This window comes from Chromobacterium haemolyticum (assembly GCF_009936155.1).
GTDB lineage: Bacteria > Pseudomonadota > Gammaproteobacteria > Burkholderiales > Chromobacteriaceae > Chromobacterium > Chromobacterium haemolyticum.
This window is the reverse complement of sequence record NZ_AP019312.1, coordinates 2,699,398-2,725,563: the sequence shown is the minus strand read 5'-3', so window position 1 is coordinate 2,725,563 and position 26,166 is coordinate 2,699,398. Positions and strand designations below refer to the sequence as shown.

General features: G+C 63.6%; 23 protein-coding genes. 11 read left to right on the top strand and 12 right to left on the bottom strand.

Features of this window, described 5'->3' with window-relative positions:
* Window positions 1–24: 24 nt before the first annotated feature.
* Window positions 25–609 (bottom strand): superoxide dismutase, encoded by a 585-nt coding sequence (locus tag GYH29_RS12405; RefSeq protein ID WP_019100123.1) that lies wholly within the window; start codon window positions 607–609, stop codon window positions 25–27.
* A 118-nt stretch (window positions 610–727) separates the two neighbouring features.
* On the opposite strand from GYH29_RS12405, the gene GYH29_RS12400 reads away from it, so the two are divergent.
* On the top strand, window positions 728–1,900 hold the full coding sequence (locus GYH29_RS12400; RefSeq protein ID WP_161523839.1) for a BaiN/RdsA family NAD(P)/FAD-dependent oxidoreductase: 1,173 nt from the start codon (window positions 728–730) through the stop codon (window positions 1,898–1,900).
* A gap of 115 nt (window positions 1,901–2,015) precedes the next feature.
* On the opposite strand, the gene GYH29_RS12395 is transcribed toward GYH29_RS12400, so the two are convergent.
* Complete coding sequence (locus GYH29_RS12395) at window positions 2,016–2,354, bottom strand: nuclear transport factor 2 family protein (protein WP_161523838.1); 339 nt, start codon at window positions 2,352–2,354, stop codon at window positions 2,016–2,018.
* Window positions 2,355–2,510: 156 nt separating this feature from the next.
* On the opposite strand from GYH29_RS12395, the gene dnaB reads away from it, so the two are divergent.
* The 3 genes from dnaB (at window position 2,511) to GYH29_RS12380 (ending at window position 5,013) form a co-directional block, all read left to right on the top strand.
* Entirely contained in the window at window positions 2,511–3,920 is a 1,410-nt protein-coding gene (gene dnaB, locus GYH29_RS12390; protein WP_039753396.1) for a replicative DNA helicase, read from the top strand.
* A gap of 176 nt (window positions 3,921–4,096) precedes the next feature.
* Entirely contained in the window at window positions 4,097–4,405 is a 309-nt protein-coding gene (locus GYH29_RS12385; protein WP_019100119.1) for a (2Fe-2S) ferredoxin domain-containing protein, read from the top strand.
* Window positions 4,405–5,013, top strand: coding sequence for an alpha/beta hydrolase (locus GYH29_RS12380; RefSeq protein ID WP_019100118.1), 609 nt, complete (start codon window positions 4,405–4,407; stop codon window positions 5,011–5,013). Before GYH29_RS12385 ends, GYH29_RS12380 begins: the two co-directional genes overlap by 1 nt.
* Window positions 5,014–5,073: 60 nt before the next feature.
* On the opposite strand, the gene rnk is transcribed toward GYH29_RS12380, so the two are convergent.
* Entirely contained in the window at window positions 5,074–5,478 is a 405-nt protein-coding gene (rnk, locus tag GYH29_RS12375; protein WP_019100117.1) for a nucleoside diphosphate kinase regulator, read from the bottom strand.
* A 345-nt stretch (window positions 5,479–5,823) separates the two neighbouring features.
* Between rnk and GYH29_RS12370 the strand changes: the two genes are divergently transcribed.
* Window positions 5,824–6,621 carry an IS5 family transposase gene (locus tag GYH29_RS12370; protein ID WP_161523837.1) on the top strand — a complete coding sequence of 266 codons (798 nt, stop codon included), beginning with the start codon at window positions 5,824–5,826 and terminating at the stop codon, window positions 6,619–6,621.
* Window positions 6,622–6,663: 42 nt separating this feature from the next.
* On the opposite strand, the gene GYH29_RS12365 is transcribed toward GYH29_RS12370, so the two are convergent.
* The 4 genes from GYH29_RS12365 to GYH29_RS12350 all read right to left on the bottom strand — a co-directional run bounded on the left by GYH29_RS12365 (window position 6,664) and on the right by GYH29_RS12350 (window position 11,666).
* On the bottom strand, window positions 6,664–7,521 hold the full coding sequence (locus GYH29_RS12365; RefSeq protein WP_019100116.1) for a flagellin N-terminal helical domain-containing protein: 858 nt from the start codon (window positions 7,519–7,521) through the stop codon (window positions 6,664–6,666).
* Between the two features lie 156 nt (window positions 7,522–7,677).
* Window positions 7,678–8,505 (bottom strand): type I methionyl aminopeptidase, encoded by an 828-nt coding sequence (map, locus tag GYH29_RS12360; RefSeq protein WP_254894682.1) that lies wholly within the window; start codon window positions 8,503–8,505, stop codon window positions 7,678–7,680.
* A gap of 66 nt (window positions 8,506–8,571) precedes the next feature.
* Window positions 8,572–9,951 carry an ATP-dependent RNA helicase DbpA gene (gene dbpA / locus GYH29_RS12355; protein WP_161523836.1) on the bottom strand — a complete coding sequence of 460 codons (1,380 nt, stop codon included), beginning with the start codon at window positions 9,949–9,951 and terminating at the stop codon, window positions 8,572–8,574.
* Between the two features lie 86 nt (window positions 9,952–10,037).
* Window positions 10,038–11,666: a methyl-accepting chemotaxis protein gene (locus tag GYH29_RS12350; protein ID WP_019100113.1), complete on the bottom strand. Its 1,629-nt coding sequence runs from the start codon at window positions 11,664–11,666 to the stop codon at window positions 10,038–10,040.
* A 240-nt stretch (window positions 11,667–11,906) separates the two neighbouring features.
* Here GYH29_RS12350 and GYH29_RS12345 point away from each other — a divergent pair, with 240 nt between their 5' ends.
* The 3 genes from GYH29_RS12345 to GYH29_RS12335 all read left to right on the top strand — a co-directional run bounded on the left by GYH29_RS12345 (window position 11,907) and on the right by GYH29_RS12335 (window position 15,058).
* Complete coding sequence (locus tag GYH29_RS12345; protein WP_081574492.1) at window positions 11,907–13,145, top strand: TIGR03862 family flavoprotein; 1,239 nt, start codon at window positions 11,907–11,909, stop codon at window positions 13,143–13,145.
* A 189-nt stretch (window positions 13,146–13,334) separates the two neighbouring features.
* On the top strand, window positions 13,335–13,547 hold the full coding sequence (locus GYH29_RS12340; RefSeq protein ID WP_019100111.1) for a sigma factor-like helix-turn-helix DNA-binding protein: 213 nt from the start codon (window positions 13,335–13,337) through the stop codon (window positions 13,545–13,547).
* 152 nt (window positions 13,548–13,699) lie between these two features.
* Window positions 13,700–15,058: an aspartate aminotransferase family protein gene (locus tag GYH29_RS12335; RefSeq protein ID WP_161523835.1), complete on the top strand. Its 1,359-nt coding sequence runs from the start codon at window positions 13,700–13,702 to the stop codon at window positions 15,056–15,058.
* 98 nt (window positions 15,059–15,156) lie between these two features.
* On the opposite strand, the gene GYH29_RS12330 is transcribed toward GYH29_RS12335, so the two are convergent.
* A complete protein-coding gene (locus tag GYH29_RS12330) occupies window positions 15,157–17,313 on the bottom strand; it encodes an HDOD domain-containing protein (protein WP_161523834.1) in 2,157 nt (718 codons plus the stop codon).
* Between the two features lie 208 nt (window positions 17,314–17,521).
* On the opposite strand from GYH29_RS12330, the gene cysD reads away from it, so the two are divergent.
* The 3 genes from cysD (at window position 17,522) to GYH29_RS12315 (ending at window position 21,190) form a co-directional block, all read left to right on the top strand.
* Window positions 17,522–18,448, top strand: coding sequence for a sulfate adenylyltransferase subunit CysD (gene cysD, locus GYH29_RS12325; RefSeq protein ID WP_019102169.1), 927 nt, complete (start codon window positions 17,522–17,524; stop codon window positions 18,446–18,448).
* A complete protein-coding gene (cysN, locus tag GYH29_RS12320; RefSeq protein WP_081574496.1) occupies window positions 18,448–19,884 on the top strand; it encodes a sulfate adenylyltransferase subunit CysN in 1,437 nt (478 codons plus the stop codon). Before cysD ends, cysN begins: the two co-directional genes overlap by 1 nt.
* 301 nt (window positions 19,885–20,185) lie before the next feature.
* Complete coding sequence (locus tag GYH29_RS12315; RefSeq protein ID WP_019102171.1) at window positions 20,186–21,190, top strand: BMP family lipoprotein; 1,005 nt, start codon at window positions 20,186–20,188, stop codon at window positions 21,188–21,190.
* A 431-nt stretch (window positions 21,191–21,621) separates the two neighbouring features.
* Here GYH29_RS12315 and GYH29_RS12310 read toward each other — a convergent pair whose 3' ends face one another.
* The 4 genes from GYH29_RS12310 to dhbC are packed head-to-tail and all read right to left on the bottom strand — an operon-like array spanning window position 21,622 to window position 26,118.
* Window positions 21,622–22,416 (bottom strand): 2,3-dihydro-2,3-dihydroxybenzoate dehydrogenase, encoded by a 795-nt coding sequence (locus GYH29_RS12310; protein WP_161523833.1) that lies wholly within the window; start codon window positions 22,414–22,416, stop codon window positions 21,622–21,624.
* Window positions 22,413–23,294, bottom strand: coding sequence for an isochorismatase family protein (locus tag GYH29_RS12305; protein ID WP_161523832.1), 882 nt, complete (start codon window positions 23,292–23,294; stop codon window positions 22,413–22,415). The genes GYH29_RS12310 and GYH29_RS12305 overlap by 4 nt, the downstream gene beginning before the upstream one ends.
* A complete protein-coding gene (locus GYH29_RS12300) occupies window positions 23,291–24,937 on the bottom strand; it encodes a (2,3-dihydroxybenzoyl)adenylate synthase (protein WP_019101764.1) in 1,647 nt (548 codons plus the stop codon). Before GYH29_RS12300 ends, GYH29_RS12305 begins: the two co-directional genes overlap by 4 nt.
* Window positions 24,934–26,118 carry an isochorismate synthase DhbC gene (dhbC, locus tag GYH29_RS12295; RefSeq protein ID WP_161523831.1) on the bottom strand — a complete coding sequence of 395 codons (1,185 nt, stop codon included), beginning with the start codon at window positions 26,116–26,118 and terminating at the stop codon, window positions 24,934–24,936. The genes GYH29_RS12300 and dhbC overlap by 4 nt, the downstream gene beginning before the upstream one ends.
* Between the last annotated feature and the right edge of the window lie 48 nt (window positions 26,119–26,166).

Genomic DNA, 26,166 nt, shown 5'->3' with positions numbered 1-26,166 from the left:
AGGTCGCTGCCAGGCAGCGGCGAATCAGGCGAAGTTTTTGGCGACGAAGTCCCAGTTCACCAGCTTCCAGAAGCTGTCCATATAGTTCGGGCGGCTGTTGCGGTAATCGATATAATACGCGTGCTCCCACACATCACAGGTCAGCAGCGGCTTCTTGTCGGTGGTCAGCGGGGTGGCGGCGTTGCTGGTGGATACCAGGTCCAGCGAGCCGTCGGTGTTCTTCACCAGCCAGGCCCAGCCGGAGCCGAAGGTGCCAATGGCGGTTTGGGTGAAGGCCTTCTTGAATTCGTCGTAGGAACCCCATTTGGCGTTGATGGCGTCGGCCAGCGCGCCGGTGGGCTTGCGCTCTTCGCCGGCGTTGGGGGCGAAGCCCAGCCAGTAAAAGGTGTGGTTCCATACCTGGGCCGCGTTGTTGAAGATGCCGCCGGAGGATTTCTTCACGATCTCTTCCAGGGAGGCGTTTTCGAACTCGGTGCCCTTGATCAGGTTGTTCAGGTTGGTGATGTAGGTCTGATGATGCTTGCCGTAGTGGAATTCCAGGGTTTCCTTGGAAATGTGCGGGGCAAGCGCGTCCAGCGCGTACGGCAGTTCCGGCAGTTTGTGTTCCATTATGCTCTCCTTGTTGAGAAAGTAAGCCGCATAAGCGGATGCTTTAGCCGCAAGTTTACTGGATTAAGCCGTTGGTCGCCAATAGTTGACTAAAAAAGTAAAGTAAGGATGAACGCCATTGCAGTATGATGTTATTGTCATCGGGGCCGGCGCCGCCGGCCTGATGTGCGCGGCCACGGCCGGCCAGCGCGGCCGGCGCGTATTGTTGCTGGACCACGCGCGCAAGCTGGCGGAGAAGATTCGCATTTCCGGCGGCGGCCGCTGCAATTTCACTAATCTCCACGCTCGTTTCGACTGTTATCTGTCCGCCAATCCCCATTTCTGTCGCTCGGCGCTGGCGCAGTACACGCCTCAGGATTTCATCGCCATGGTGGAGCGCCACGGTATCGGCTATCACGAGAAGAAGCTGGGGCAGCTGTTCTGTGACGACGGCAGTGAGCGCATCATCGCGATGCTGGACGAAGAGTGCCGGCTGGGCGGGGTGGATAGGCGCATGGAAACGCAGATTCTGAAAGTGAGTCGAGAAGCGGACGGCTTCGCCTTGGACACCGACGGCGGCAGTTTTCGAGCGGCCTCGCTGGTGGTGGCCACCGGCGGTTTGTCGATTCCGCAGATCGGCGCGACGCCGTTCGGCTACCAGCTGGCCGAGCAGTTCGGCCTGGAGCTGACGCCTCTGACGCCGGCCCTGGTGCCGCTGACCTTCCACGTGGAGGACGCGGAAGCATTCGCGCCGCTGGCCGGCGTGTCGCTGGAGGTGGAGGCGCGGGCCGGCAAGGGGCGTTTCCGCGAGAACGTGTTGTTCACTCACAAGGGCGTGTCCGGGCCGGCCATCCTGCAAGTATCGTCTTATTGGCAGCCTGGCATGACCCTGGAGCTGGATTTGCTGCCGGATGCGGACGCCGCCTCTTGGCTGGAACAAAAGGCCGGCAGCGAGCAATTGATTTCCAACGCGCTGGCGGAGTTCGGCTGGCCCAAGCGCTTCGCTGAGGCCTGGCTGGAGCGCGAGGGATGCAATAAGCGGCTGAAGGATTTATCGCCCAAGCAGCGCCTGCAGTTGGCGGAGCGGTTGCACGGCTGGCGGGTCAAGCCCAACGGCACCCAAGGCTATAAAAAGGCCGAGGTGACGCTGGGCGGGGTGTCGACCAAGGCGCTGTCGTCCAAGACCATGATGGCCAACGCGGTGCCCGGCCTGTTCTTCATTGGCGAAGTCGTCGATGTCACCGGCTGGCTGGGCGGCTACAATTTCCAGTGGGCCTGGTCGTCGGGCTATGTGGCCGGGATGCATTGCTGACTTAGAGTGGCTGATAAACCCCTGATGCTGCGTTGCGCCGCCTTGCCGTACTTCAAGTACTGCCTGCGTCGGCGCGCCTTGCCCCTGCAGTAAAACTGATTTTTGTTAGCCGCTCTTAGTCCGCCGCCAGAAACCACACGTTCTGGATCTTGCCGTCAATGATTTCATAAACGGCCGCCACCTCGAAGGGCTGCTCGGCAACGCCGCTGACGCGTTCGTGGTCGATCACCTTGTTGCCGAACTCGATGCGTTTGACCAGCTCCGCGTGCAGGCCGGGCAGGGCGAAGCGCTGGGTGGCGTAGAAATCGCCCAGAGCGGCTTTGCCGCGCAGGCTGGGTTCCGCGCCGGGCAGCCGGTACACCGTCACGTCGTCGGCGTAGACGGCGAGAAAGGGCTCCAGCTGGCGTTGGTTGTAGGCGTCGAGTTGTTGTTGGACTAGGGCGGCGGGCGTCATGGCGGTTCCTGCTGAGAGAGCTTTCGATGCTGGGGCCGCGCGGGGCGCTTGTCAACGCATGCTCAGCCAGCGGCGGTTTCGGGTTAAAATCTGGTTTTGCCTGATCCAGGCTTGCTTCATTCGCGCGGCCAGACCGCGCCATTACTCCGAGTCTACATGACTGAATCGTACGAGAATTTTGACAGCGAGATGGCGGCGATCCGCACGCCGCCTCATTCGATCGAAGCCGAGCAATCGGTGCTGGGCGGCTTGTTGCTGGACAACAGCGCCTGGGACAAGATCGCCGACGTGGTGTCCGAGGCGGACTTTTACCGCCACGACCACCGGTTGATCTACAAACATGTGGCCAAGCTGGTGGAACTGGCGCGTCCGGCCGACGTGGTCACCGTTTCCGAAAGCCTGGACAAGAACGGCGAGCTGGGCAATATCGGCGGCCTGTCCTATCTGGCCACGCTGGCGCAAAACACGCCGTCCGCCGCCAATATCCGCCGCTACGCCGAGATCGTGCGCGAGCGCTCCATCATGCGTCAGCTGGCGTTGGTGGGCACCGAGATCGCCGAGGCCGCTTACGCGCCAATGGGGCGCGACGCCTCGCAGCTGCTGGACGAGGCAGAGGGCAAGGTGTTCCAGATCGCCGAATCCACCGCCAAGGCCAAGCAGGGCTTCCTGGAGATGCCGGGCTTGCTGAAAGAAGTGGTCGAGCGCATCGACATGCTTTACAGCCGCGAGAATCCGGACGAGGTCACCGGCGTGCCTACCGGCTTCATCGATCTGGATGCCAAGACCTCCGGCCTGCAAGCGGGCGACTTGATCATCGTCGCCGGTCGTCCGTCCATGGGCAAGACCGCGTTCTCGATGAATATCGCCGAGCACGTGGCGGTGGAGCAGCATCTGCCGGTGGCGGTGTTCTCCATGGAGATGGGCGGCGCGCAGCTGGTGATGCGTATGCTGGGTTCGGTGGGGCGGCTGGATCAGCATACGCTGCGCACCGGCAAACTGGGCGACGACGACTGGCAGAAGCTGACTTACGCGATAGGCAAGCTGTCCGAGGCGCCGATGTACATCGACGAAACCGCGGCGCTAACCGCTTTGGAAGTGCGCGCGCGCGCGCGCCGGCTGGCGCGCCAGCACGGCGGCAAGCTGGGTCTGATCGTGATCGACTATTTGCAGCTGATGTCGGGTTCGGGCCGCGGTGACAACCGCACCGCCGAGCTGGGCGAGATTTCGCGCGGTCTGAAAGGCCTGGCCAAGGAGCTGCAAGTGCCGGTGATAGCCTTGTCGCAGCTGTCTCGAGCGGTGGAGCAGCGCCCCAACAAGCGGCCGATGATGTCGGACTTGCGGGAATCCGGCGCTATTGAGCAGGATGCCGACTTGATCGTCTTCATGTACCGGGAAGAGTATTACAACCCGGAGAATCAGGAAGTGAAGGGCTTGGCGGAAGCCATCATCGGCAAACACCGTAACGGCCCCACCGGCGCGGTGCGGCTGGCCTTCGTCGGCAAGTACGCCAAGTTCGACAACGCCGCCACCTTGGGCGTCAGCGGCTGGGCAGACAGCGACTCCTAAGAACTTGCTCACGATCTGCTGTGCTTCAGCGATACGGCGTTGAAAACGACTTCGAAATGCTCATGTACCGTGTGTACACTCCGCTTTCTCAGCCGTTTTCTCCTTGTCTCGCTCTTGCTCGCGAGATCGTGAACAGTTCTGAGATGGTTCTGAGACTGAGCATACGAGAGATACCGATGAGCTTTTTCGACAAGCATGTATTCATTTGCTGCAATCAGCGCGCCGGCTGCGAGGATTGCTGCAACAATCATGGTTCCAGCGAACTGTTGGGCTACATGAAGGACAAGGTCAAGGCGCTGGGCCTGTCCGGCGAGGGCAAGATCCGCGTCAACAAGGCCGGCTGTCTTGGGCGTTGCGACGACGGCCCGGTGATGGTGGTGTACCCGGAAGAGACTTGGTACACCTTCGTCGATAAGGAAGACATCGACGAAATTGTCGCCGAGCATATGGTGGGCGGGCGCGTGGTGGAAAGGTTGAAGATCTGATGTTGAAGGCAATGAACAAGCAAGTGGTGGCCGGTCCGGCCGGGGGCCTGGAAACCATCGTGGTGGCTGCACAGGGTGAGACGCGCGGTGTCGCGGTCATCTGCCATCCTAACCCGCTGCAGGGCGGCACTAACACCAACAAGGTGGTGCAGACCGCGGCCAAGGCCTTGTCGCAGCTGGGCTATGTCTGCTATTGCCCGAATCTGCGCGGCGTGGGCGATAGCGAAGGGCAGCACGATTACGGTATCGGCGAAGTGGAGGATGTCATTGCGGTGGTGGATCATGCTCGCCGCGAGCAGGGTAATCTTCCCTTGGCGTTGGCGGGTTTTTCCTTTGGCGGCTTTGTCGCCGCGCGCACCCGCGCGCGCATTGAGGCGGATAAATTACTGCTGATGGGCGTGGCGGTGGGTAAGTACGAGACGCCTACGCCGGAGGTGCCGGCCGACACGCTGGTGATTCACGGTGAGGAGGATGAGGTGATTCCGCTGGCTGCGGTGATGGATTGGGCCCGGCCGCAAGGCTTGCCGGTTGTGGTGTTTCCCGGTGCGGGCCATTTCTTCCATGGCCGGCTGGTGCAGCTGGCGCAAACGATTCAACGCTGCTGGTAAGGCGTCGCCTGACTCTGGCGCAAAAAAACCGGTCATCCATGCGATGGCCGGTTTTTTTTATCAGCGGTGCAGTTCGCCCGCGGCTTCTGGCTGGTAGGTGACTTCCAGCACCTTCAGGCGGATGCTGCCGGCCGGCGTTGGCCAGTCGATGCTTTGGTCAACGGACAAACCCAGCAAGGCGGCGCCAATGGGCGCCAGCACCGAGATCTTGCCCTGTTCGCTGTCTGCTTCGCGGGGGTAGACCAGGGTCAGGGTTTTTTCCTGGGCGTCGTCCAGCTTGACCCGCGCGCAGCTGTTCATGGTGATGATGCCGGCGGGCATGGCGGAGGGCTCCACCACATCGGCGCGCTCCAGCTCGGCTTCCAGCGCGGCCGCGGTGGGGTGGCCGCTCTCGCAATCCTCCAGCAGCGCGGCGAGGCGCTCATAGTCCAAAGAGGACACCGTGATGGCCGGGCTTGTCGACATATGCAACTCCTTCAGATAGACAAAGGGCACCGCAGGGTGCCCGATGATTTAGTGCGCAAAAGCGTGTGTGCCAATGATATCGCTTGTAACCGCATGTAACAAGGCTTGGCGGCTCAATCGCCAGGAATACTAGGCTTTGGGCCGGGCTTGTAATGCGGCGTAAGAGCCTGTTTGCAATCTGCTGTATGTCGGCGATACGGCGTTGAAATCCCCTTCAAAATGCTCATGTACTGTGTGTGCATTCCGCTTTCTCAGCCATTTCCGCCTTGTATCGCCCTTGCCTGCGAGATCGTAAACAGGCTCTAAGAACCTGTTTACGATCTTTTTGTGAGCGATAATGGGCGAGTGAAGAGAAAATCCTACCCAAGCGACATTAGTCGAGAAAAGTTTGCTCAGATAGAGCCGCTGCTGCGTGGCGTCCGACGTAACACTAAACCGGTACAGCTGGATCTGTATGAAGTGTTCTGCGCAGTGCTCTATCTTCTGCGCACAGGTTGTCAGTGGCGCTATCTACCGCCTGACTTTCCCAAGTGGCAGAACGTCTATGCGTATTGGCGCAAATGGACCGAACCTGACTTGTACGGCGTAAGCGTGTTGGAGCTGGCATTAAAAAATCAGGTTGGCGTGGCCCGAGAGAAACTGGGGCGGAACGCCTCAAGCACGCTCTTGATCGTCGACGCGCAGAGCGTGAAGAACACTGATACAGCGGGGTTAAAAGGCTACGACGCGGGTAAGAAAATATCAGGCATCAAACGCCATATCGTAGTGGATACCCAGGGCTTACCGCACGCGGTAGCAGTGACTACAGCGGAGGTGACGGATCGCAAAGGAGCCCTCAAAGCGCTGGCACGTTGCCAGAGTGGGCTCAAGCGGGTGCAAAGCCTGCTGTGCGACAGCGGCTACATAGGTCAGCCCTTTGCGCAGGGAGTGCGGGAGATTCTGGGTGGGTATGTGACGGTACAGATCGCGAAGAGAAGCGAGCTGCATACGTTCAAGGTGATGCCCAAACGATGGATTGTTGAGCGCAGCTTCGCTTGGTTGGAAAAGAGCAGAAGGCTGTGGAAGAACTGCGAGCGGAAGCTGAATACTAGCTTGCAGTTCATCCACTTGGCTTTCTTGGCTCTATTGCTCCGGAGATCGTAAACAGGCTCTTAGCTCGCGAGATCGTAAACACGTTCTAAGCGTTCAGCCCAACAGCGACAGCGCCGCGCGGGGGCCGATATTGGCCTGTGCCTGGGCGGCGAGGCCTGTCTGGCCAAGGATTTGCTTGGCGGCCAGTTGCGCCGTGGCGGCGGCGAAGTCGGTGTCGCTGATACGGCTATTGGCGGCGGCGGTGTTGACCGAGGCGGTTTGCAGGTTGTTGATGCTGGCCTCGAAACGGTTGCTGATCGAGCCCAGGGTGCTGCGGGTATTGGCCAAGGTGTTCAGATCGGTGTTAGTGCTTTGCTGCGCGGCCAGCGCGCCGGCCTGGGTGCTGATGTCTATGGTGCCGGTGGCGTTCAGATTGGCGTTGTAGCTGTTCAAGCCGCCGCTGGCCGGCGCGGCGGCCAGATTGACGCCGGATATGTTCACTTGGTTGTCCGCGCTGCCGTTGGGGCCCACCTGAAAGGTGGTGGTGGCGTTGCTGTTCAGCAAAGGGGTGCCGTTGAATTCGGTGCTTTGCACAATGGCGGAATTGGCCTGGGTCAGTTGGTCGACTTGCTGCTGCAACGCCTGACGATTGCTGGGGCTGAGCGCGCCGTTGCCGGCCTGAATCGCCAGTTCTTGGATTTGCTGGGTGTTGCTTTGTAGCTGGTTGAGAGCGCCGTCGGCGGTCTGAGCCAGCGAGATGCCGTCGTTGGCGTTGTTGATCGCTTGATTGTTGCCGTTGATCTGGGCTAGCAGCGCTTCCGAGATGGCGGCGTTGGCCGGGTTGTTGGCGGCGTTGTTGGTGGTTTTGCCGGCCGAGAGTTGGGCCAGCAGCTTGTCTTTGGCTTTCTGGGTCTGGTTCAGCTGGTTCTGCCCCTGCAGCGCGCTCAGATTGCTATTGATGGTCAGTGCCATGGCCGGCTCCCGCTGGATGTGGTTTCACTTCTTCAGTGTAAGAAAGCGCGTGGGGCAGGGCAAGCCGGGTTTCGGGTAAATTCGCGTCGCGACGGATGGCGCGGGCATGGGCGTGAAAAAGCCCGGCGGCGCCGGGCTGATGATTGAGCATTTCTTTTATTTGCCGGGCTTGGGCGGCGTGCCGGCGGACTGAGTCAGGATTTCGTAGCCGCTGTCGGTGACCAGCACGGTATGCTCCCACTGCGCCGACAGGCTGCGGTCCTTGGTGACCACGGTCCAGCCGTCGCCGAGCATGCGCAGGTGGCGTTTGCCTTGGTTGATCATCGGCTCGATGGTGAAGATCATGCCGGCCTGCAATTCCAGCCCGGTGCCGGGGCGGCCGTAGTGCAGTACTTGCGGCTCTTCGTGGAATTTTGTGCCGATGCCGTGGCCGCAGAATTCCTGCACCACGCTGTAACCGGAGTTTTCCGCGTGCTGCTGGATGGCGTAGCCGATGTCGCCCAGCGTGGCGCCCGGCTTGACCTTGTCGATGCCGCGCCACATGCATTCATAGGTGACGCGGGACAGGCGGCGGGCATGTTCGCTGACGTTGCCCACGTGGTACATGCGGCTGGTGTCGCCGTGGTAGCCGTCCTTGATCACGGTGACGTCCAGATTCATGATGTCGCCGCTTTTCAGGGGCTTGTCGTTCGGGATGCCATGGCAAATCACGTGGTTGACCGAGGTGCACACCGATTTGGGATACGGATTGTGGCCGTCCGGCGCGTAGTTCAGCGGCGCCGGGATCGCGCCCTGCACATTGACGATGTAGTCGTGGCAGAGCTTGTCGATGGCTTCGGTGGTGACGCCGGGCTTGATGAAGGGGGTGATGTAGTCGAGGACTTCCGACGCCAGGCGGCCGGCAATCCGCATCTTTTCGATGTCTTGGGCGGTTTTTAGTTGGATGCTCATGGGATTCTGGTGATGTGCGTGTCTGCGGCTAATGAGACGTATTCTAGCAAAAACGCCCCCGGCCCGGCAGTGCTTGTCGGGCCGGGGGCGCGTTGGCGTTCAAATCAGGCGCATCTTGAACTGCTTGCCCTTGATCTTGCAGGCGGACAAGCGCTCCAGCGCTTGCTCGGCGATGGCGCGGTCCAGCGCCACGAAGCTGGCGAATTCAAAGATATTGATCTTGCCTATCTGGGCGCCGGCAAAGCCGGCGTCGCCGGTCAGCGCGCCGAGGATGTCGCCGGGACGCAGCTTTTCACGCTTGCCGCCGGCGATCTCCAGCGTGACCATGGGCGGCAGGAGTGGACCGCCAGGGGCCGGGGTCAGCTGGTCCAGCTTGGCCCAGGTCAGCGGCGCCTGCTGATAGCTTTCAATCAGCGCCAGCCGCTTGTCGTCGTTGTCGGCGGCCAAGGTCAGCGCCAGGCCCATCGACTCGCCGCGGCCGGTGCGGCCGATGCGATGGATGTGGATTTCCGGGTCGTGGGTGACGTCGACGTTGATTACCAAGTCCAGTTCCTTGATGTCCAGGCCGCGCGCGGCCACGTCGGTGGCCACCAGCACGGTGGCGCTCTTGTTGGCGAAGCGCAGCAGGATCTGGTCGCGCTCGCGCTGCTCCAGGTCGCCGTACAGCGCCAGCGCGCTGAAGCCTCGTGCCTGCAAGTCGCGAACCAGCTCTTTGCAGCGTTCCTTGGTGTTGCAGAAGGCCAGCGCGGAAGTCGGACGCAGGTGTTGCAGAATAGTGGTGACGGTTTCCAGCCGCTGTTCCGGCTTGATCTTGTAGAACCATTGTTCAATGCGCTCGCCGCCGTGCAGCGACTCCACGTGGATTTCCTGCGGGCGGCGCATGAATTGCGCGCTGATCTTGCGGATGTCTTCCGGGTAGGTGGCGGAGAACATCAAGGTTTGGCGCTGGCGCGGGCAGGCGCGGACGATGCCGACGATTTCCTCGATAAAGCCCATGTCCACCATGCGGTCGGCCTCGTCCAGCACCAGGGTGCCGACGCCGGACAAACTCAGCGAGCCGCGGAAGAGGTGGTCCTGCAGCCGGCCAGGGGTGCCCACCACGATGTGGGCGCCATGCTCCAGCGAGCCGATCTGCGGTCCCATCGGGCTGCCGCCGGTCAGGGTCACTACTTTGACATTGTCTATGCTGCGCGCCAGCCGACGGATTTCCTGCGCCACTTGGTCGGCCAGTTCGCGGGTAGGGCAGAGCACTAGTGCCTGCACGCCAAACCAGCGCGGATTCAGTCGCGCGAGGATGCCCAGCCCAAAAGCCGCCGTTTTGCCGCTGCCGGTCTTGGCCTGCGCGATCAGGTCTTGGCCGTCCAGGATCGCCGGCAGGCTGGCGGCCTGGATGGCGGTCATGCTGTGGTAGCCCAGGCTGTCCAGATTGGACAATAGGGCGGCGGGCAGGGGCAGGATAGAGAAAGCGGCTTTTTTCACAATGACTTGGCGTATTACGGTATCGGGCTGCGAGTGTAACAGGCCGGCGGCCAACGGCCAAATCGGATGTCCGCCGCCGGCGCCGTTCAGACTGTGAAGCGCGATACCGATTCCGTCAGCCGTTGCGCCAATTGCTCCAGTTGCTCGGCGGCGTTCACGGTTTGCCCGATTTCTTGGTCGTTGGTTTGAGCCATCTCCGCGATGGCGTCGATGCTGCCGGTCACGGATTGGCTGGCGGCGCGCTGTTGTTCGGTGACGGCGACGATCTGGCGCAGGCCCTGGCGCACCTCGGCTACGGACTGGTTGGCGGCGTCCAGCACGCTGGACACGCTGTCGGCGGACTGGCGGCTGGCGGTCAGCGAGGACAGGCCGGCGTTGACCGCGGCGCGCACCGCGTCGGTTTTCTGGTTCAGCGCGCCGGTCACTGCGTCGATCTCGCTGGCGGAACGGGCCGATTTCTCCGCCAGCTTGCGCACCTCGTCGGCAACCACAGCGAAACCGCGGCCTTGCTCGCCGGCGCGCGCGGCCTCAATCGCCGCGTTCAGCGCCAGCAGATTGGTCTGTTCGGCGATTTCGCGCACTTCCTTGGTCATATTTGTGATGCTGGAGGTGGAACTGGCCAGTTCGGTTTCCGCCTGAGCCATCAACCGCACCGCTTGCTCCACCTGGCTGATTTCGCGTTGAAGCTGGCTGAGGCTGGAGCGGCCGTCCTCGGAGCGTTGCAGGCTCTGGTCGGCCTCGGTGCTGACATCCTCCGCCTTGCCGGCGATTTCACCGATATGGCTGGCCAGTTGCTCCACCGCGTCGGCCGCGGATTGGGATTGACGGTTTTGCCTGTGAGAACTTTCCGCCAGGTGGGCGGCGCCGTCGGCCAACTGGCGCGAGGACTGCGACACCGCGCCGGCAGAAGCGCCTACATGGCGCACCAGCTCCGCGATGGCGGCCAGCATCTGGTTGAAGCGTTGCGCGGTATCGCCGATTTCGTCGCGGCTGCGCACCGGCAGCCGCCGCGTGAGATCGCCTTCGCCCTGAGCCAGCTCCGCGAGGCCGGTCGACATCGCCTGCAAGGGCCGGGTGACGAGGCGGCGAGCCAGCAGGAACACCACCGCCATCAGGGGGAGCGAGGCCAGGATGGCGAACAGAATGCTTTGATCGCGAAAACGGCTGACCGAGGCGTAGGGTTTTTCCAGTGAGATGCGCATGCTGACCACGCCCAGCGGCGTCTTGTCCGCCACCTGGTGGCACATCATGCAGTTCTTGCCCAAGTAGTTGCGCGACGCCAACGCAGGGTAGACCACGCGCAGGTGTTCGCCCAGCGCCGGGGTGGATTCGATCTGGATATGGGGCTTGCCGTCGCGCAAGGCCTGTTGTTCCACCGTGTCGCCGCTCAGGCTTTTGTCGCCGGCGTTGCCGGGGCCGAACTGCTTGCTGACGGCCTGGCCGCGGATCACGCGCAGGTCGCGCACCGCGGAGAGTTCCTTGATCTGGTCCAGAAAAACGTCGCGCTGGCCCACGGTGCCGGTAATCATCATGCCGGTGAGTCCGGCCATGGTCATTTCGTTCATGCTGTGGGCCAGGTCTTGCGCCTGCTCCACCGCGATGTCGCGGCTGACGCTGGTTTCCCAGGCAATCAGCCCGCTCCAGGCCAGGACCAGGCAGCACCATACCGCCATGGTCAGTTTCAGCCAGATCGGCCAATCGGAAAATTTGCGCATGCGTGTGCGGACGGCGGGTCCGTTCTCCTGGTGTGTTTGTAGAATCGCGCGATTGCCGCTATAGGTTTATTGAAATGGGTCGCAGCGCGATGGTAGTGATTTGATGACGTAGGAATGTTGGTTTAAATCAAACTTATAGTTAAAACGATTAGGCTTGGGTTTGAGGCGGTTTTCTGTGAAAATCCCGCCCTCGCCGCAGTTGGGCATCTTCATCACCATGGATTTCAAGGAGCGCAGTATATGGGTGACACAAGCGGACGCCGCGTAGCCATCATCGGCGGCGGACCGGCCGGCCTGGCCGCCGCCGAGCAACTGGCGGCGGCGGGCGTGCGGGTCGATGTCTACGACGCGATGCCGTCGGTCGGCCGCAAATTCCTGCTGGCCGGCGTGGGCGGCATGAACATCACCCATTCCGAACCCCACGCCAGCTTTGTGCAGCGCTACGGCGCGCGCAGCGCCGAGCTGCGGCCGATGCTGGACGTATTCAACGGCGAACATGTGCGGGCCTGGGTGCACGGCCTGGGGATAGAAACCTTCATCGGCAGTTCCGGAAAGGTGTTTCCCAAGGAGATGAAGGCGGCGCCGCTGCTGCGTTCCTGGCTGACGCGTTTGCGCGAGGCGGGGGTGAGCTTTCATGTGCGTCACCGTTTTCTGGGCTGGGACGAGCGCGGCCGCCTGCGCCTGTCGGCGCCGGACGGCGAGCGCTTGGCCGAAGCCGACGCCGTGGTGTTGGCCATGGGCGGCGGAAGCTGGCGCAAGCTGGGGTCGGACGGAAGCTGGGCGGCGATGCTGCGCGAGCGTGGCGTGGAGGTGTCCAAGTTACAGCCGTCCAATTGCGGTTTCGACGCCGGCTGGAGCGAGTATTTCGCTGACAAATTCGCCGGCGCGCCGTTGAAGTCGGTGACCTTGCAGTTCCATCCGGCCGTCGGCCACCCGTTCAGCCGCCGCGGCGAATTCGTCGTCACCGCCGGCGGCGTGGAAGGCAATCTGATCTACGCCTGCTCCGGCGCCATCCGCGATGAAATCGCGCGCAGCGGCGCGGCCTTGTGCTATCTGGACCTGATGCCGGATTGGAGCTTGCAGCGCATCCTGGGCGAAGTGGCGCGGCCGCGTGGTTCGCGCTCGATGTCCAGCCATTTGCAAAGCCGGCTGGGCTTGAAGGGCGTGCGCATGGGCTTGTTGCGCGAATGCCTGGACAAGGAGGTTTTCAACGACCCGGCCAAGCTGGCCGAGGGCATCAAGGCGCTGCCGCTGCGCCTGTTGGCGCCGAGGCCGCTGGATGAGGCGATCAGCACAGCGGGCGGCGTGACTTTCGGCGCGTTGGACCAGAACCTGATGTTGCAGGCGATGCCGGGCGTGTTCTGCGCCGGCGAGATGCTGGACTGGGAAGCACCCACCGGCGGTTATTTGCTGACCGCCTGCTTTTCCACCGGACGCGCCGCCGCGGGCGGCGTGCTGCGCTGGATGAGGCAGGGCTGAGGCCTGTTGCGTCCACGCCAGCGCAATAGGCGGCGACTGCGTGTTTCTACGGAGCGTTGCCTGCATTTTTTTTGCAAGCCTCTATACTGGATAGTGTCGCGCGGAACGCGCGGCCACGTCGTTGTCGAGAAAGCCGCCCACTGCATGATTGTCATGATGCGAAGGCGAACGCCTGAGGAGAACAGCGCGATGAAGCTTGACGATTTCAACCAGGTGGCCGATCTGATCGGCCTGAAAAAACGCTCACGCGAAGCGGTGTGGCTGATGGAGGTGGAGGGCATGACCGGTTACTTCGCGGCTCAGCAAATGGACATCAGCGAATCCACCGTGTCCCGCGCGCACAGCCGATTCCGCCGCGCGCTGCAAAAAATCAACTCGCTGGCGGGCCATCTGCCCTTGTAAAGCTCGCCGTCACGGCGGCGACGAAGCCCGGTCTTGGCCGGGCTTCGTCGCGTTCGGGCTGTTCCTTGTGCCGGGAGGCGTTGGCGACGCTGCCTCCGTTCACCACATCTGGATATACTGACGCGCAGTCTTCCCCTCCTAAGGAGAGCTTCATGGCTTTGCGTCACGGCGTCGATTTCGACAAGGCTCAAGCCCTGCACCGGCAGGAGCAGGCGATGTTTTCCGAGCGGCGTCCGCGTTCGCGGCAGCTATCCGCCGCCGGCGGCGAGCATTTGCTGTTCGGCGCGCCATTGCATTGGATGGCGGATTGGTCCACCCCGTTCAATCTCTATGTGGAAGAGGCTCGGGGCGCACGGCTGCGCGACGTGGACGGCCATGAATATCTGGATTTTTGTCTGGGCGACACCGGCGCGATGTTCGGCCATTCGCCGGAGCCGGTGGCGCGCGCCATCGCTGATCAGGCCGCGCGCGGTTTGACCGCGATGCTGCCGTCGCCGGATGCGGTGTGGGTGGCGGAGGAACTGGCGCGACGCTTCGGTCTGTCGCACTGGCAATTCGCCCTCAGCGCCAGTGATGCCAATCGCTTCGCGCTGCGCTGGCTGCGCGCCGCCAGCGGCCGGGACCGGATCATCGTGTTCAACGGCTGTTACCACGGCACGGTGGACGACGCCTTCGTCGATCTGATCGACGGCCGGCCAAGGCGGCGAGCCAGTTTGCTGGGGCAGACGCATGATCCGGCCGCGTATACCCGAGTAGTGGAGTTCAACGACCTGGAGGCGTTGGATCGGGCTCTGAGCGACGAGCGGGTGGCCTGCGTGCTGGCCGAGCCGGTGATGACCAATATCGGCATGGTGTTGCCGGAGCCTGGCTTCTGGAGCGCGGCGCAGGATTTGATCCGCCGCTACGGCAGTTATCTGCTACTGGATGAAACCCATACCATCAGCAGCGGGCCGGGCGGTTACTGCGCGGCTTACGGCTTGAAGCCGGACGCGCTGGTGCTGGGCAAGCCGCTGGGGGGCGGGCTGCCGTGCGCGGTCTATGGGTTCAGCGCGGAACTGGCGGAGCGGGCGCAGCGCGCAAAGCGCTCCGCCGCGCCCGGTCATTCCGGCATCGGCACCACGCTGAGCGGCAATATGCTGGCCGCGGCGGCGATGCGCGCCAATCTGGCCGAGGTGATGAGCGACGCCGCCTACCAGCGGATGTTCGCGTTGGCTCAGCATCTGGCGGACGGTTTGCAGGACTGGATAGAGCGCTGGCGGCTGCCGTGGTGCGTGAGCCGCGTCGGCGCGCGCTGCGAGTTCCAGTTTTCCCCGCGCCCGCCGCGCAACGGCGGCGAGGCGGGCGCGATGCAGGATGAGGCGCTGGAGCGGGTGATTCATCTCTACCTGCTCAACCGCGGTTTCCTGATCACCCCTTTCCACAATATGTTGTTGCTGTGTCCGGACACCGAATTTGCCGACGTTGATCGCCTGCTGGAGGCCTTGGACGGTTTTGCCGGCGAGGTGGTTTAGAGTCGCTGGAACACCTCGCTGAGACGCAGCGGCAAGGCGCGCTTTTGAGCGCGCCTGTCTAAAATCCCGCCGACGCGCAGCAGATCATAAACAGGTTCTTAGCGCGCGGCTTGCTGGCGAATGGCCAGCAAGGCCTGATTGCGCAAGGTTTTCAGCAGGCTGAGTTGCTCCGGCGCGATGGCCAACGATCCCGCTTGGCGGCGGTCGCCGTAGAGTATGCCCAGCTTGCGTTTGTCCAAGGACAGCGGCAGTAAGACGAAGGTGTGGGCCACGCTCATTTGGCGATACCAGGCCGGGATGTGCTGGGCGATGGCCGGCGCGTCGATGTCGTCTATCAGCATGTCGGCGTTGCGCTCCAGCGCCTTGCGGAACAGGCTGTCGCCGCTATCGATGTCGGCCCGTAGCGCCGGCAGCAGCAATTCCACCTTTTCGCCGAAACCGAAGCGGGCTTGCAGCGGCAGGTCGGTCCCGCTGCGCGCGCAGATCAGCGCGTGGTCGAAGCCCAGGCCGCGGTACATGGTTTCCAGAATGATGCGCAGCAGGTCATTGAGTTTGTAATCGCCCAGCAGGGTGTTGGTGATGTCCTGAACGCCGGCGGACAGCACGGCGATCCGGCCGGCGGAGCCGGCCGTGGCTTGCAGCCGGGTGGGGTCCGGCGCCGTTGGCGGAGGCGCGCTGGCGGCGGGCGGCGGCGCGCTCTTGTTGAGTCTGGCCTGGCGCAAGGCCTGTGAACGCGGCCCCTGGCCGGCCTCCGGCCCCAGCTCCGCCAGATAGGCGGATAGCAGGGTCTGCGCCTGCGCCAGCTGCTGCTCCAGGGGCGCCCACTCCAGCGCCAGCGCCCGGCTGTAGCGTTGCAGCAGCTTGCGGCTGGCGTCGGCTTGATCAATGCCGCTCTGAGTCAGCTGGCAAACCAGTTCTCGGCACAGCGAACTTAAGGCCTTCATCCGCATCTCGCTGGTTTGCGGCTGACGCACCGCGCCGGCCGGCATCGGCTCCATGCCGGTCAGAATCCGTTCCGGGAAGCGCCAGAGCGCGGCGGTGGCGGCGCCCAGGTCGGCGTAATGGGCGCCCAGCGTCTGGTGCGCGGCTTGGTCGACGCCGGCGCCGGCGTCGATCAGCATTTGGATTTGCCGGTATTCGTCGCGGAAATAATTGACGCACAGCAGTTCGCCCAAGTTTTGCAGCATGCCGCAAATCAAGGCCTCTTCCGCCTCGCGCACGCCGCAGGCCGACGCCAGCGAGCGGGCCAGCAGGCCGGTGAACAGGGTCTTGATCGCCACGTCGCGGATCTCGTCGGCATGGGCGCGGTTGTGTAGGTGTTCGAATAGCAGCAGGCTGAGCGCCAGATTGCGTATGGTGTCGAAGCCGAGGATCACGATGGCGCGGGAAATGGTGCTGACCGCGCCGCCGTACTGGCTGAAATTGGCGGAATTCACCACCTTCAGCAGTTTATTGGTCAGCGACACGTCTTTGAGGATGGCGCTGGACAGCGCTTGCAGGCGCTCGCTGTCGGCGTTGTTGCTCTTGTTGATGGCGGCGATGGCCTGGGACAGCGCCGGAAAGTCCGGCGCGTGGCGCATGCGTTGCAGCAGGTGGTCCAGCGCGGCGCGGCCGCCTTCCTGGCGATTAAAGCGCTGATGGCGGGCCAGCCAGTCTTGCAGGCCGGCCAGCGCGCGGCGGCAGGCGCCGGCGTCGGCCGCCGGGTCGCGCAGCGCGGCCAGCCATTGCTCCAATTCCGGGTCGCACTCTCGTTCCGGCGCGCCGGCGCTGATTAGCCAGCGCAGCAATTGCTCGGCCTGCAGCAGTTCCTGACGCAAGCGTTCCGGGCTCAACGCTTGGCAGGCGTGCTCGCCTAGCAGCGCGACGCGTTGATGGATGTCGGCCAACACGGTTTCGGGGTAGAGCCGCCCAAGGCATTTCCCGCTGGCGTGCAGGTGGATCAGCGGTTCCAGGATGTCGCACGCCAGGCCGATGCGTTCGGCCAGCGGCAGCGCCTGCAGCGTTTTCAGGCGCAAGGGCTGTAGCGTGTCCTGTCGGTAGACGACGTAGTGTTTGCCGTCGAGGCGGACTTGTCCCTGCCAGGCTTGCAGCAAGGGATGGCGGAAGGCCGGGCGCGGCGGCGTGTCCGGCAACTCCGACTTGGACTCCATCAACGCCAGAGCCTCGCCGTCGCGGCTGGCCAGCAGCACCGACAAGCCATCCGGGCAGTTCAGCGTGGCGACGATTTGGTATTCCGGCTCTGCGGCGGCGCTCATCGCTGTCTCCGTGCGGCTTGCGTATTTGTACTAATGTAGACAGTTATTGAGGCGCGAGCCGAAGATTCCACCGCGTTTGGCTAGGTATTCTTATTGCCCTTTGGACTAATTTTTGATTTGCTAAGAGCATATTGATATAACCTATCGGTTTTGATGCGCCGATGGGCTTTCGGTAGATTTGAACGCATCTACAGGATGGGCAGGAAGCATGGACATCGGTCATCAGAGGCTGACTCACCTCAAACAGTTGGAAGCGGAGTCGATTCACATCATTCGCGAAGTGGCCGCGGAATTCGAAAACCCGGTGATGCTGTATTCGATAGGCAAGGATTCGGCGGTGATGCTGCATCTGGCCAAGAAGGCTTTTGCGCCGGGCAAGCCGCCGTTCCCCTTGATGCACGTGGACACCACCTGGAAGTTCAAGGAAATGATCGCGCTGCGCGACAAGCAGGCGCGCGAGTACGGCTGGGACTTGATCGTCCACGTCAACCAGGATGGCGTGGACGCCGGCATCAACCCGTTCACCGCCGGCAGCGCCAAGCACACCGACGTGATGAAGACCGAGGGCCTGAAGCAGGCCTTGAACAAATACGGCTTCGACGCGGCTTTCGGCGGCGCGCGCCGCGACGAGGAAAAGAGCCGCGCTAAAGAGCGGGTCTACTCCTTCCGCGACCGCAATCACCGCTGGGACCCGAAGAACCAGCGCCCGGAGCTTTGGAACATCTACAACAGCAAGATAGACAAGGGCGAGAGCATACGGGTGTTTCCGCTGTCCAACTGGACCGAGCTGGACATCTGGCAATACATCTTCCTGGAAAATATCGAGATCGTGCCGCTGTACTTCGCCGCCGAACGGCCGGTGATAGAGCGCGACGGCACGCTGATCATGATAGATGATGAGCGGATACTGGAATATCTGAGTCCGGAGGAGAAGGCCGGCATTGAAACCAGACAGGTGCGCTTCCGTACCCTGGGCTGTTATCCGCTGACCGGCGCGGTGGAGTCCCAGGCGGCCACGCTGCCGGACATCATCCAGGAGATGCTGCTGACCCGCACCTCCGAGCGCCAGGGCCGGGTGATAGACCACGACAGCGCCGGCTCGATGGAAAAGAAAAAGATGGAAGGATATTTCTGATGACCCACCAATCCGATCTGATCGCCGGCGATATTCTGGAATACCTGCGCCAGCACGAAAACAAGGATCTGCTGCGCTTCATCACCTGCGGTAATGTCGACGACGGCAAATCAACCCTGATCGGCCGGCTGCTGCATGACTCCAAACTGATTTTCGAGGATCAACTGGCGGCGATAGAGCGAGACTCCAAGAAGTACAACACCACCGACCAGGACATCGACCTGGCCTTGCTGGTGGATGGCTTGCAAGCGGAGCGGGAGCAGGGCATTACCATCGACGTGGCTTATCGCTATTTCAGTACCGACAAGCGCAAATTCATCATTGCCGACTGCCCGGGCCACGAGCAGTACACCCGCAATATGGCCACCGGCGCGTCCACCAGCAATCTGGCCATCATCTTGATCGACGCAAGGCGCGGGGTGCAGACTCAGACCCGCCGCCACAGCTTCATTGTCAGCCTGTTGGGCATTCGTCATGTGATTGTGGCGGTGAACAAGATGGACCTGGTGGATTACGACCCGGCGGTGTTCGAGCGTATTCGCGATGAGTACCTGGCCTTTGCCGAGGGCCTGGAGATCCCGGACATCCGCTTCGTGCCGATTTCCGCGCTGCGCGGCGACAATGTGGTTAGCCGCGGCGAGGGCGCGCCCTGGTATCAGGGGCCGACGCTCATGCAGCTGCTGGAAACGGTGGAAGTGAGCAGCGACGTGGCGCTGGAAGCCTTCCGTCTTCCGGTGCAGTACGTGAACCGGCCCAATCTGGACTTCCGCGGCTTCTGCGGCACCATCGCCGCCGGCGAGATCCGTCCCGGCGACGAAGTGCTGGCGCTGCCGTCCGGCCGTCGCAGCAAGGTCAAGGCGCTGGTGGCCTACGAGGGCGAGTTGGCCGCGGCCGGCGCCGGAGAGGCGATCACGCTGACGCTTGAGGACGAGATCGACGTGTCGCGCGGCGATATGATCGTGCGCGCAGATCAAGCGCCGCCGGCGGTGACCGGCAGCCTGGACGCGCACTTGGTGTGGATGCAGGACGCGCCGCTGCGCGCCGGCAAGGAGTACGGCTTCAAGCTGGCCGGCAAGTTCGTCACCGGCCGCGTGGAGGCCATCCTGCACCAAGTGGACGTCAACACGCTGGAGCAGAGACCGTCGGAGGCGCTGCATCTGAACGAGATCGCGCTGTGCCGCATCAGTCTGAACGCGCCGGCGGTGATAGACGCCTACGCGGCCTGTCGCGGCACCGGCGGCTTCATCGTGATAGACCGCTTGAGCAACGCTACCGCCGGCGCGGGCATGATCGCGGAGGCCAGGGCGGAGCAGGCTGCCGCGCCGCAGGACGAGTTGCAGCGCTTGCGCGCCTTCGAGCTGGAGTTGAACGCGCTGGTGCGCAAATACTTCCCGCACTGGGAGGCCAAGGACATCGGCCAGCTGTTTCCGCGTTGAGCTAGTGTCATGTAGCAGTGGACAGCCCTCCGTTCCACGGCGGGCTGTCCGTTTTTCGACCTGTTGTTGCAGGAATCGGCCACGCCGGTTTACAGCCGGCGGCGGTCTGCCTACAATCCGGCAGCTTCAATTGGCGCGTTGTATCCGCTGCGTTTTTCGCAGCGGCGTGGTTCTGTTTCGTCCCGTCTGCTTAGGCAGCCGCGGTCCACTCGGTTTCCCCCTCCGTCTTTCGCTTGAAGCGCCGGCAGCGCCGTCCGCGGCGCTGTCGCATCGACTGTAATCCACATAGAAAAGATAAAACATGACGTTTGCGCTGAAACACATCGCAGGCGCAACCGCTGCCATCTTGCTGGCAGGCCCGGTTGCAGCCAAGGATTTCACTGTCGCCGTGATCTACGATCAGGCAGGCAAGTTCGACAAGAGCTTCAATGAAGCGGCATTCAACGGCGCGGAACGTTTCAAGAAAGAATTCCACATCAACTACCGCGAAGGCCAGGTCAGCAACGACGCTCAGAAAGAGCAGATGCTGCGCAATATGGCGCGCAAGGGCGCCGACCTGGTGGTGGCGGTGGGCTTCGCCTACACCCAGTCCATCGAGACCGTGGCCAAGGAGTTCCCCAAGGTGAAGTTCACCCTGGTGGATTCTGTGGCCAAGGGCCCGAATGTGCAGAGCATCGCCTTCAAGGAGCAGGAAGGCTCCTTCCTGGTGGGCATGGCCGCCGCGCTCAAGTCCAAGAGCGGCAAGGTGGGCTATCTGGGCGGCATGGACGTGCCGCTGATCCGCGCCTTCGGCTGCGGCTACGCCCAGGGCGCCAAGTACGCCAACCCCAAGGCGGTGGTGATGCAGAACATGATAGGCACCACCCATGCCGCCTTCAACGACCCGGCGCGCGGCGGCGAACTGGCCAAGAGCCAGTTCGATCGCGGTGTGGACGTGGTGTTCGCCGCGGCGGCGCTGTCCAATATGGGCGTGATCCAGGCGGCCAAGGGCGCGAAGAAGTTCTACATCGGCGTGGACAGCAACCAGAACTATCTGCAGCCGGGCGTGGTGCTCACCTCCATGGTCAAGCGCGTGGACAACGCGGTGTACGAAACCATGCGCGACGCCAAGAACGGCGCGTGGAAGCCGGACGTCAAGCTGATGGGCCTGAAGGAAAACGGTGTGGACTGGGCGCTGGACCAGTACAACCGTTCGTTGATCACGCCTGAGATGGAGAAGAAGATTCTGCAGGCGCGCAAGGACATCGTCAGCGGCAAGATCAAGGTGGTGGATTACCGCGCCGCCAATCGCTGCCCGGTGAACTGATTCGTCGGGGCTGCGCTAGGCGCGGCGACGTGAAAACGGGCAAGACCATCTGGTCTTGCCCGTTTTTCTTTGCCAAAGTGAATTTATTCGAAACAGTTTGCGATTTTTAGGGTTGAATCCGCTGCGCGGATGATGACTCAGGGCCGGTTCCGCCCGGCGAACGGAAAGGGGAATTTGCTCGGCCAAATTCCCCTTTACCCCAAAGGCCGCCCTGCAAGCCTGGCCTACGGCTTCCCGCCGGGGCCCGTCAGGCCCGAGGCGCGGCTGAACTCGCACCGCGCTAACGTCGCGGTGCTCGAACAAGCAGCCGCTTAAGACCTCGGGCCTGCCACCCGACGGCAGGCTTGAAGGGGTTCTAGGCACGTCGGGTACGTGGCTTCTTGCGCACCTAACAAGGTTTCAACATGCTAAAAAGGATTGTGAGCAGGCTCTCAGATCCCCAGCGTCGCGCCACCGTCCACGTACAAATTATGCAGCGTAATGTGGCGCGCCTGATCCGACAGCAGGAACAGCGCGGCATTGGCCACATCCTGCGGCGTGGCGATGCGGCGCAGCGGGATGCCGGTGCGGTACTGCTCCAGCGAGCCTTGCAGGATGGCCGGCGGGATGGCGTCGTCGCTCCACAGCTGGCGCTGCATCGCGGTGTCGGTGGAGCCGGGCGACACGATGTTGCAGCGCACGCCGAACTCGGCCAGCTCCAGGCCCAGGCATTTGCTGAACTGGGTGGTGGCGGCCTTGGACGCGGCGTAGGCCGCCATCTGGGTGCGCGGCACTTCGGCGGCGTTGGAGCCGACGGTGACGATGCCGCCCCGGCGGCGCGCCTGCATGCGCCGCGCCACCGCGCGGCTGAGGAAGAACACGCCGTGGGTGTTGACGGCGAAGCTCTGCAGCCAGTCCTCGTCGCTGAGTTGCTCCACCGTGCCCAGGCGCAGCACGCCGGCGACATTGGCCAACATGTCGATGGCGCCGATCTCGTCCTCGATGCGCGCCACCGCCTGTTCTACCGACGCGCCGTCGCGGATGTCCAGCGGCAGCGGAATGATGCGGCCGTCGGCGTGAGCCGGCGCGTGCAGCGCCAGCTGCTGCAGGCCGTCGGCGCGCAGGTCCAGGGCCGCCACGCGGCAGCCCTGGTCCGCCAGGGAGCGCGCCAGCGCCGCGCCTATGCCCTGGGCCGCGCCGCTGACCACGGCCAGCCGGCCGTGGAATTCCGGATAGCTGGCGCTCATGCGGCCACCCTGTCCAGCTGGCGCGCCAGCAGCGCCTGCCAGGCGTTGACGCTGGGTTGCTGCGCCAGCTCGATGAAGTCGATTTCCGCGCCCAGCGCGCGCCACTGTTCCAGCAAACTCATCAGGCGGATGGAGTCCAGACCCCAGTCCAGCAGATTGTCGTCCAGGCCGATGTCGCTGGCCGGCTGTTGCAACAGCTCGGCGATGGCGGCGCGCAGCGCTTCAGCGCTGGGCGCGGCGCTGGTCGGAGCGGCCAGTTGATTCAGCAGGCGCTGGCTGTCCAGTGTCACGCCGCAGCGCTGGGCGACGTATTCCAGCGCCATCGCGTGGCGTTCGGCGGAGAAGTCGGCCAGGCCATCGGCGACGAAGAAGGGCTGGATGTCGTACATGAAGGCGTCCAGCGCGGTGCTCATGCAGCCGATGTGGGCGTAGATGCCGCATATGATCAGCTGATCGCGCCCTTGTTGGCGCAGCAGGTTGAGGAAGGGCGAGCGCTGGAAGGCGCTGTAGCGCCACTTGGTCAGCACGGTGTCGTCGTCGGCCGGGCTCAGGCTGGCCACGATGGGGTGGCGTTCCGGGCGCGCCGGCAGGCCGGGGCCCCACATATCGTTGAGCAGGCCGCGGTCGCTGTCGGCTTGTTCCGCCGGCTGGGCGGTGTAGAACACGGGGATGTTGAGCTCGCGGCAGCGCGCGCGGATGGCGGCGATATTGCGCAGCGCGGTGGCCACAGGCTCGGCGTCTCGATCATAGAAATCCAGGAAATATTCCTGCATGTCGTGGATCAGCAGCGCGGCGCGCTGCGGCGCCACCGTCCAGTTGACGCGGTTGTCCGGCAGTTGGGACGGGATGGCGTAGGGGGCGATGCGGGGAATGCTCATGCTTGTGACCTTTGGGTGGGCTGTGCGGCCAGTTTCTGTTCCAGCATCTGGCGCAGGGTTTTCTTGCTGACTTTGCCGACGCTGGTTTGCGGCAGGGTGTCGACCAGCTCCAGCCGGTCCGGAATCTTGTAGGCGGCGAGGCCGCGCTCGCGCAGGAAGGCCGCCACTTGGGGCAGGCGGATCGCCTGTTGCTCGCGTGGGATGATGAAGGCGCAGGAACGCTCGCCCAGATAGGGGTCGCTCATCGCCACGATGGCGACGTCGCGCACCAGCGGGTGGGCCAATAGGTGGTTTTCCACTTCCTCGGCCGATATCTTTTCGCCGCCGCGGTTGATCTGATCCTTGGCGCGGCCTTCCACCGTCAGATAGCCGTCGGCGTTCATGCTCACCAGGTCGCCGGTGCGGTAGAAACCGTCGGCGGTGAAAGCGCGCTGATTGTGGTCGGCGGCGCGCCAGTAGCCGCGGATGGTATAGGGGCCGCGCGTCAGCAGATGGCCGACCTCGCCCGGCGCCACAGGCTGGTCCTCGTCATCGACGATGCGCACTTCGTCGTCTGCGCTGATTGGCCTGCCCTGGGTGTGTAGCACCCGTTCCGGGCCGTCGTCGAGCCGGGTGTAGTTGACCAGGCCTTCTGCCATGCCGAACACCTGTTGCAGCTTGCAGCCCAGCGCAGGCTCGACGCGGGCGGCGAGCTCGGGGCCGAACTTGGCGCCGCCCACTTGCAGCAGGCGCAGGCTGGCCAGCTTGCCCGGCTGCTTGGCGGCGGCGTCCAGCCACAGCGGCACCAGCGGAGGCACCAACGCGGCGATGGTGACGGACTCGGCCTCGATCAGCTCGAAGGATTCGTCGACGCTGGGGCCGGAGGCCAGCACCACGGTGCCCCCGGCGTGGAACACGCCGAAGCTGCCGGGCGAACTCATCGGGAAGTTGTGGCCGGCCGGCAGTACGCACAGGTAGACGCTGTCGCGGCTCAAGCCGCAGATTTCGGCGCTGGCGGCGAAGCTGTACAGATAGTCGTCATGGGTGCGCGGAATCAGCTTGGGCACGCCGGTGCTGCCGCCGGAAAGCTGGAAGAAGGCCAGGCCGCTGGCGTCCGGCTCCGCGGGCAGCGGCTGGTCCATCAGGTAGAGGCTGTTGAGCGGGGTGTAGTCGCCGGCGTCGCCGGCCACGATCACGTGTTGCAGCGAGGGCGCCAGCGGCAGCAGCTCGGCAGCCAGCGCGCGGTAGTCGAAGCCGCCGTGCTGGTCGGCGCAGATGTAGACCGCGGCGTCGGTGTGCTGGCAGAAGTAAGATACCTCGGCGCGGCGATGCGCCGGCAGCGCGAACACCGGCAGCATGCCGAGACGGAACAGCGCGAAAGCGACGATGAAGAACTCGGCGCAGTTAGGCAACTGCACCACGGCGCGCTGGCCGGGGCGCAGGCCGCGGGCATACAGGCCGGCGGCCAGGCGTTCGGCGTAGAGCTTGAGTTCGCGGTAGTTCAGCCGCTGCTTGCCGGCCACCAGGGCCAGTTTTTCCGGCTGTTGCTCGGCCTGGGCCGCCAGCATGGAAAACAGGGTCTGGCTCTGCCAATAGCCGGCCTCGCGGTAGCGGCGGGCAAAGTCTTCCGGCCAAGGGGTCCAGTCTAGTTGTTGCTCGCTCATGCCGCCTCCGCCAAGTCTGCCAGGCCCATCGCGCGCAGCATGGTGCGGAACTTGGCAGCGGTTTCAGCCAGTTCGCTTTCAGGCAGCGAGCCGGTGACGATGCCGGCGCCGGCGAACAGACGCAGCGTGCGCTCGGAGATTTCGGCGCAGCGGATGGTGACCGCCCATTCGCCGTCGCCGTTGCCGTCGCACCAGCCCACCATGCCGGTGAAGAAGCCGCGGTCGAAGGGTTCGATCTCGCGGATCAGCTTGCGGGCCGGGTCTGCCGGGAAGCCGCATACCGCCGGGGTGGGGTGCAGCGCGCGGGCCAACTCGAAGGAGCCCACGGTCGGGTCGATAAGTTCGTCGCTGATGCGGGTGGACAGGTGCCACATGGTGGCGGTAGACACCAGGGACGGGCCGGCCGGCACTTGCAGATTGCGGCAATACGGCGCCAAGGCCTCGACCACGGCGTCGATCACCAGCTTGTGTTCGTACAAGTCCTTGCCGGATTCCAGCAGGGCCTCGGCGCGGCGGCGGTCTTCAGTCGGGTCCGGACTGCGCGCGGCGGAGCCGGCCAGCGGATTGGTGATCACTTGCCGGCCGTAGCGCGCCAGCAGCAGCTCAGGGCTGGCGCCCATTAGCGCCCGGCGCGGCGCGTCGTCCGCGCTCAGTTGCACCGCGAAGGTGTAGCCGTGCTGGTTCTGGCTGGCCAGATTGAGCAGCAATTGACGCTGATCTATGGCTTGTTGGGCGGAAAGTTCTAAGGTGCGCGACAGTACCACCTTGTCCAGCGCGCCGCTGCCGATGCGGGCCAGCGCGTCGCTGACGCCTTGGCAGTAAGCGGCCGGCGCCGGCTGCGGGGTCAATTGGCAATCGGCCTGCAAAGGTTGGCGCAGAGCGCTGCGCTGTTCCTGTTTCAGCGCGTCGGCGCGGCGCACGCGCCGCGGCACGAACAACCAGGGTTGTTGTTCCGGCATGAAGGGAATGGCGCCGACCACTACGGCCTGGGCCGGGTCCGGCTGGGAAGCCAGCGCGGCGGCGATGGCGGCGCTGGGGTCGGTGTCTGTAATGACTTGCTGGATGCCTTCGGCTAGCAGAGTGTGGCATGGCGAGGCGAAGAAGAAGGCGGAATCGGCCTGGTAGGCGGCCAACAGATTGTGTTCGCCGCTATAGGCTGGGTCGAGTGAGGTTTGGTTCATCGCTATTCCTGAGTCCACTGGGTAGGTGGGGGAGGGCTCGTCTGAGCG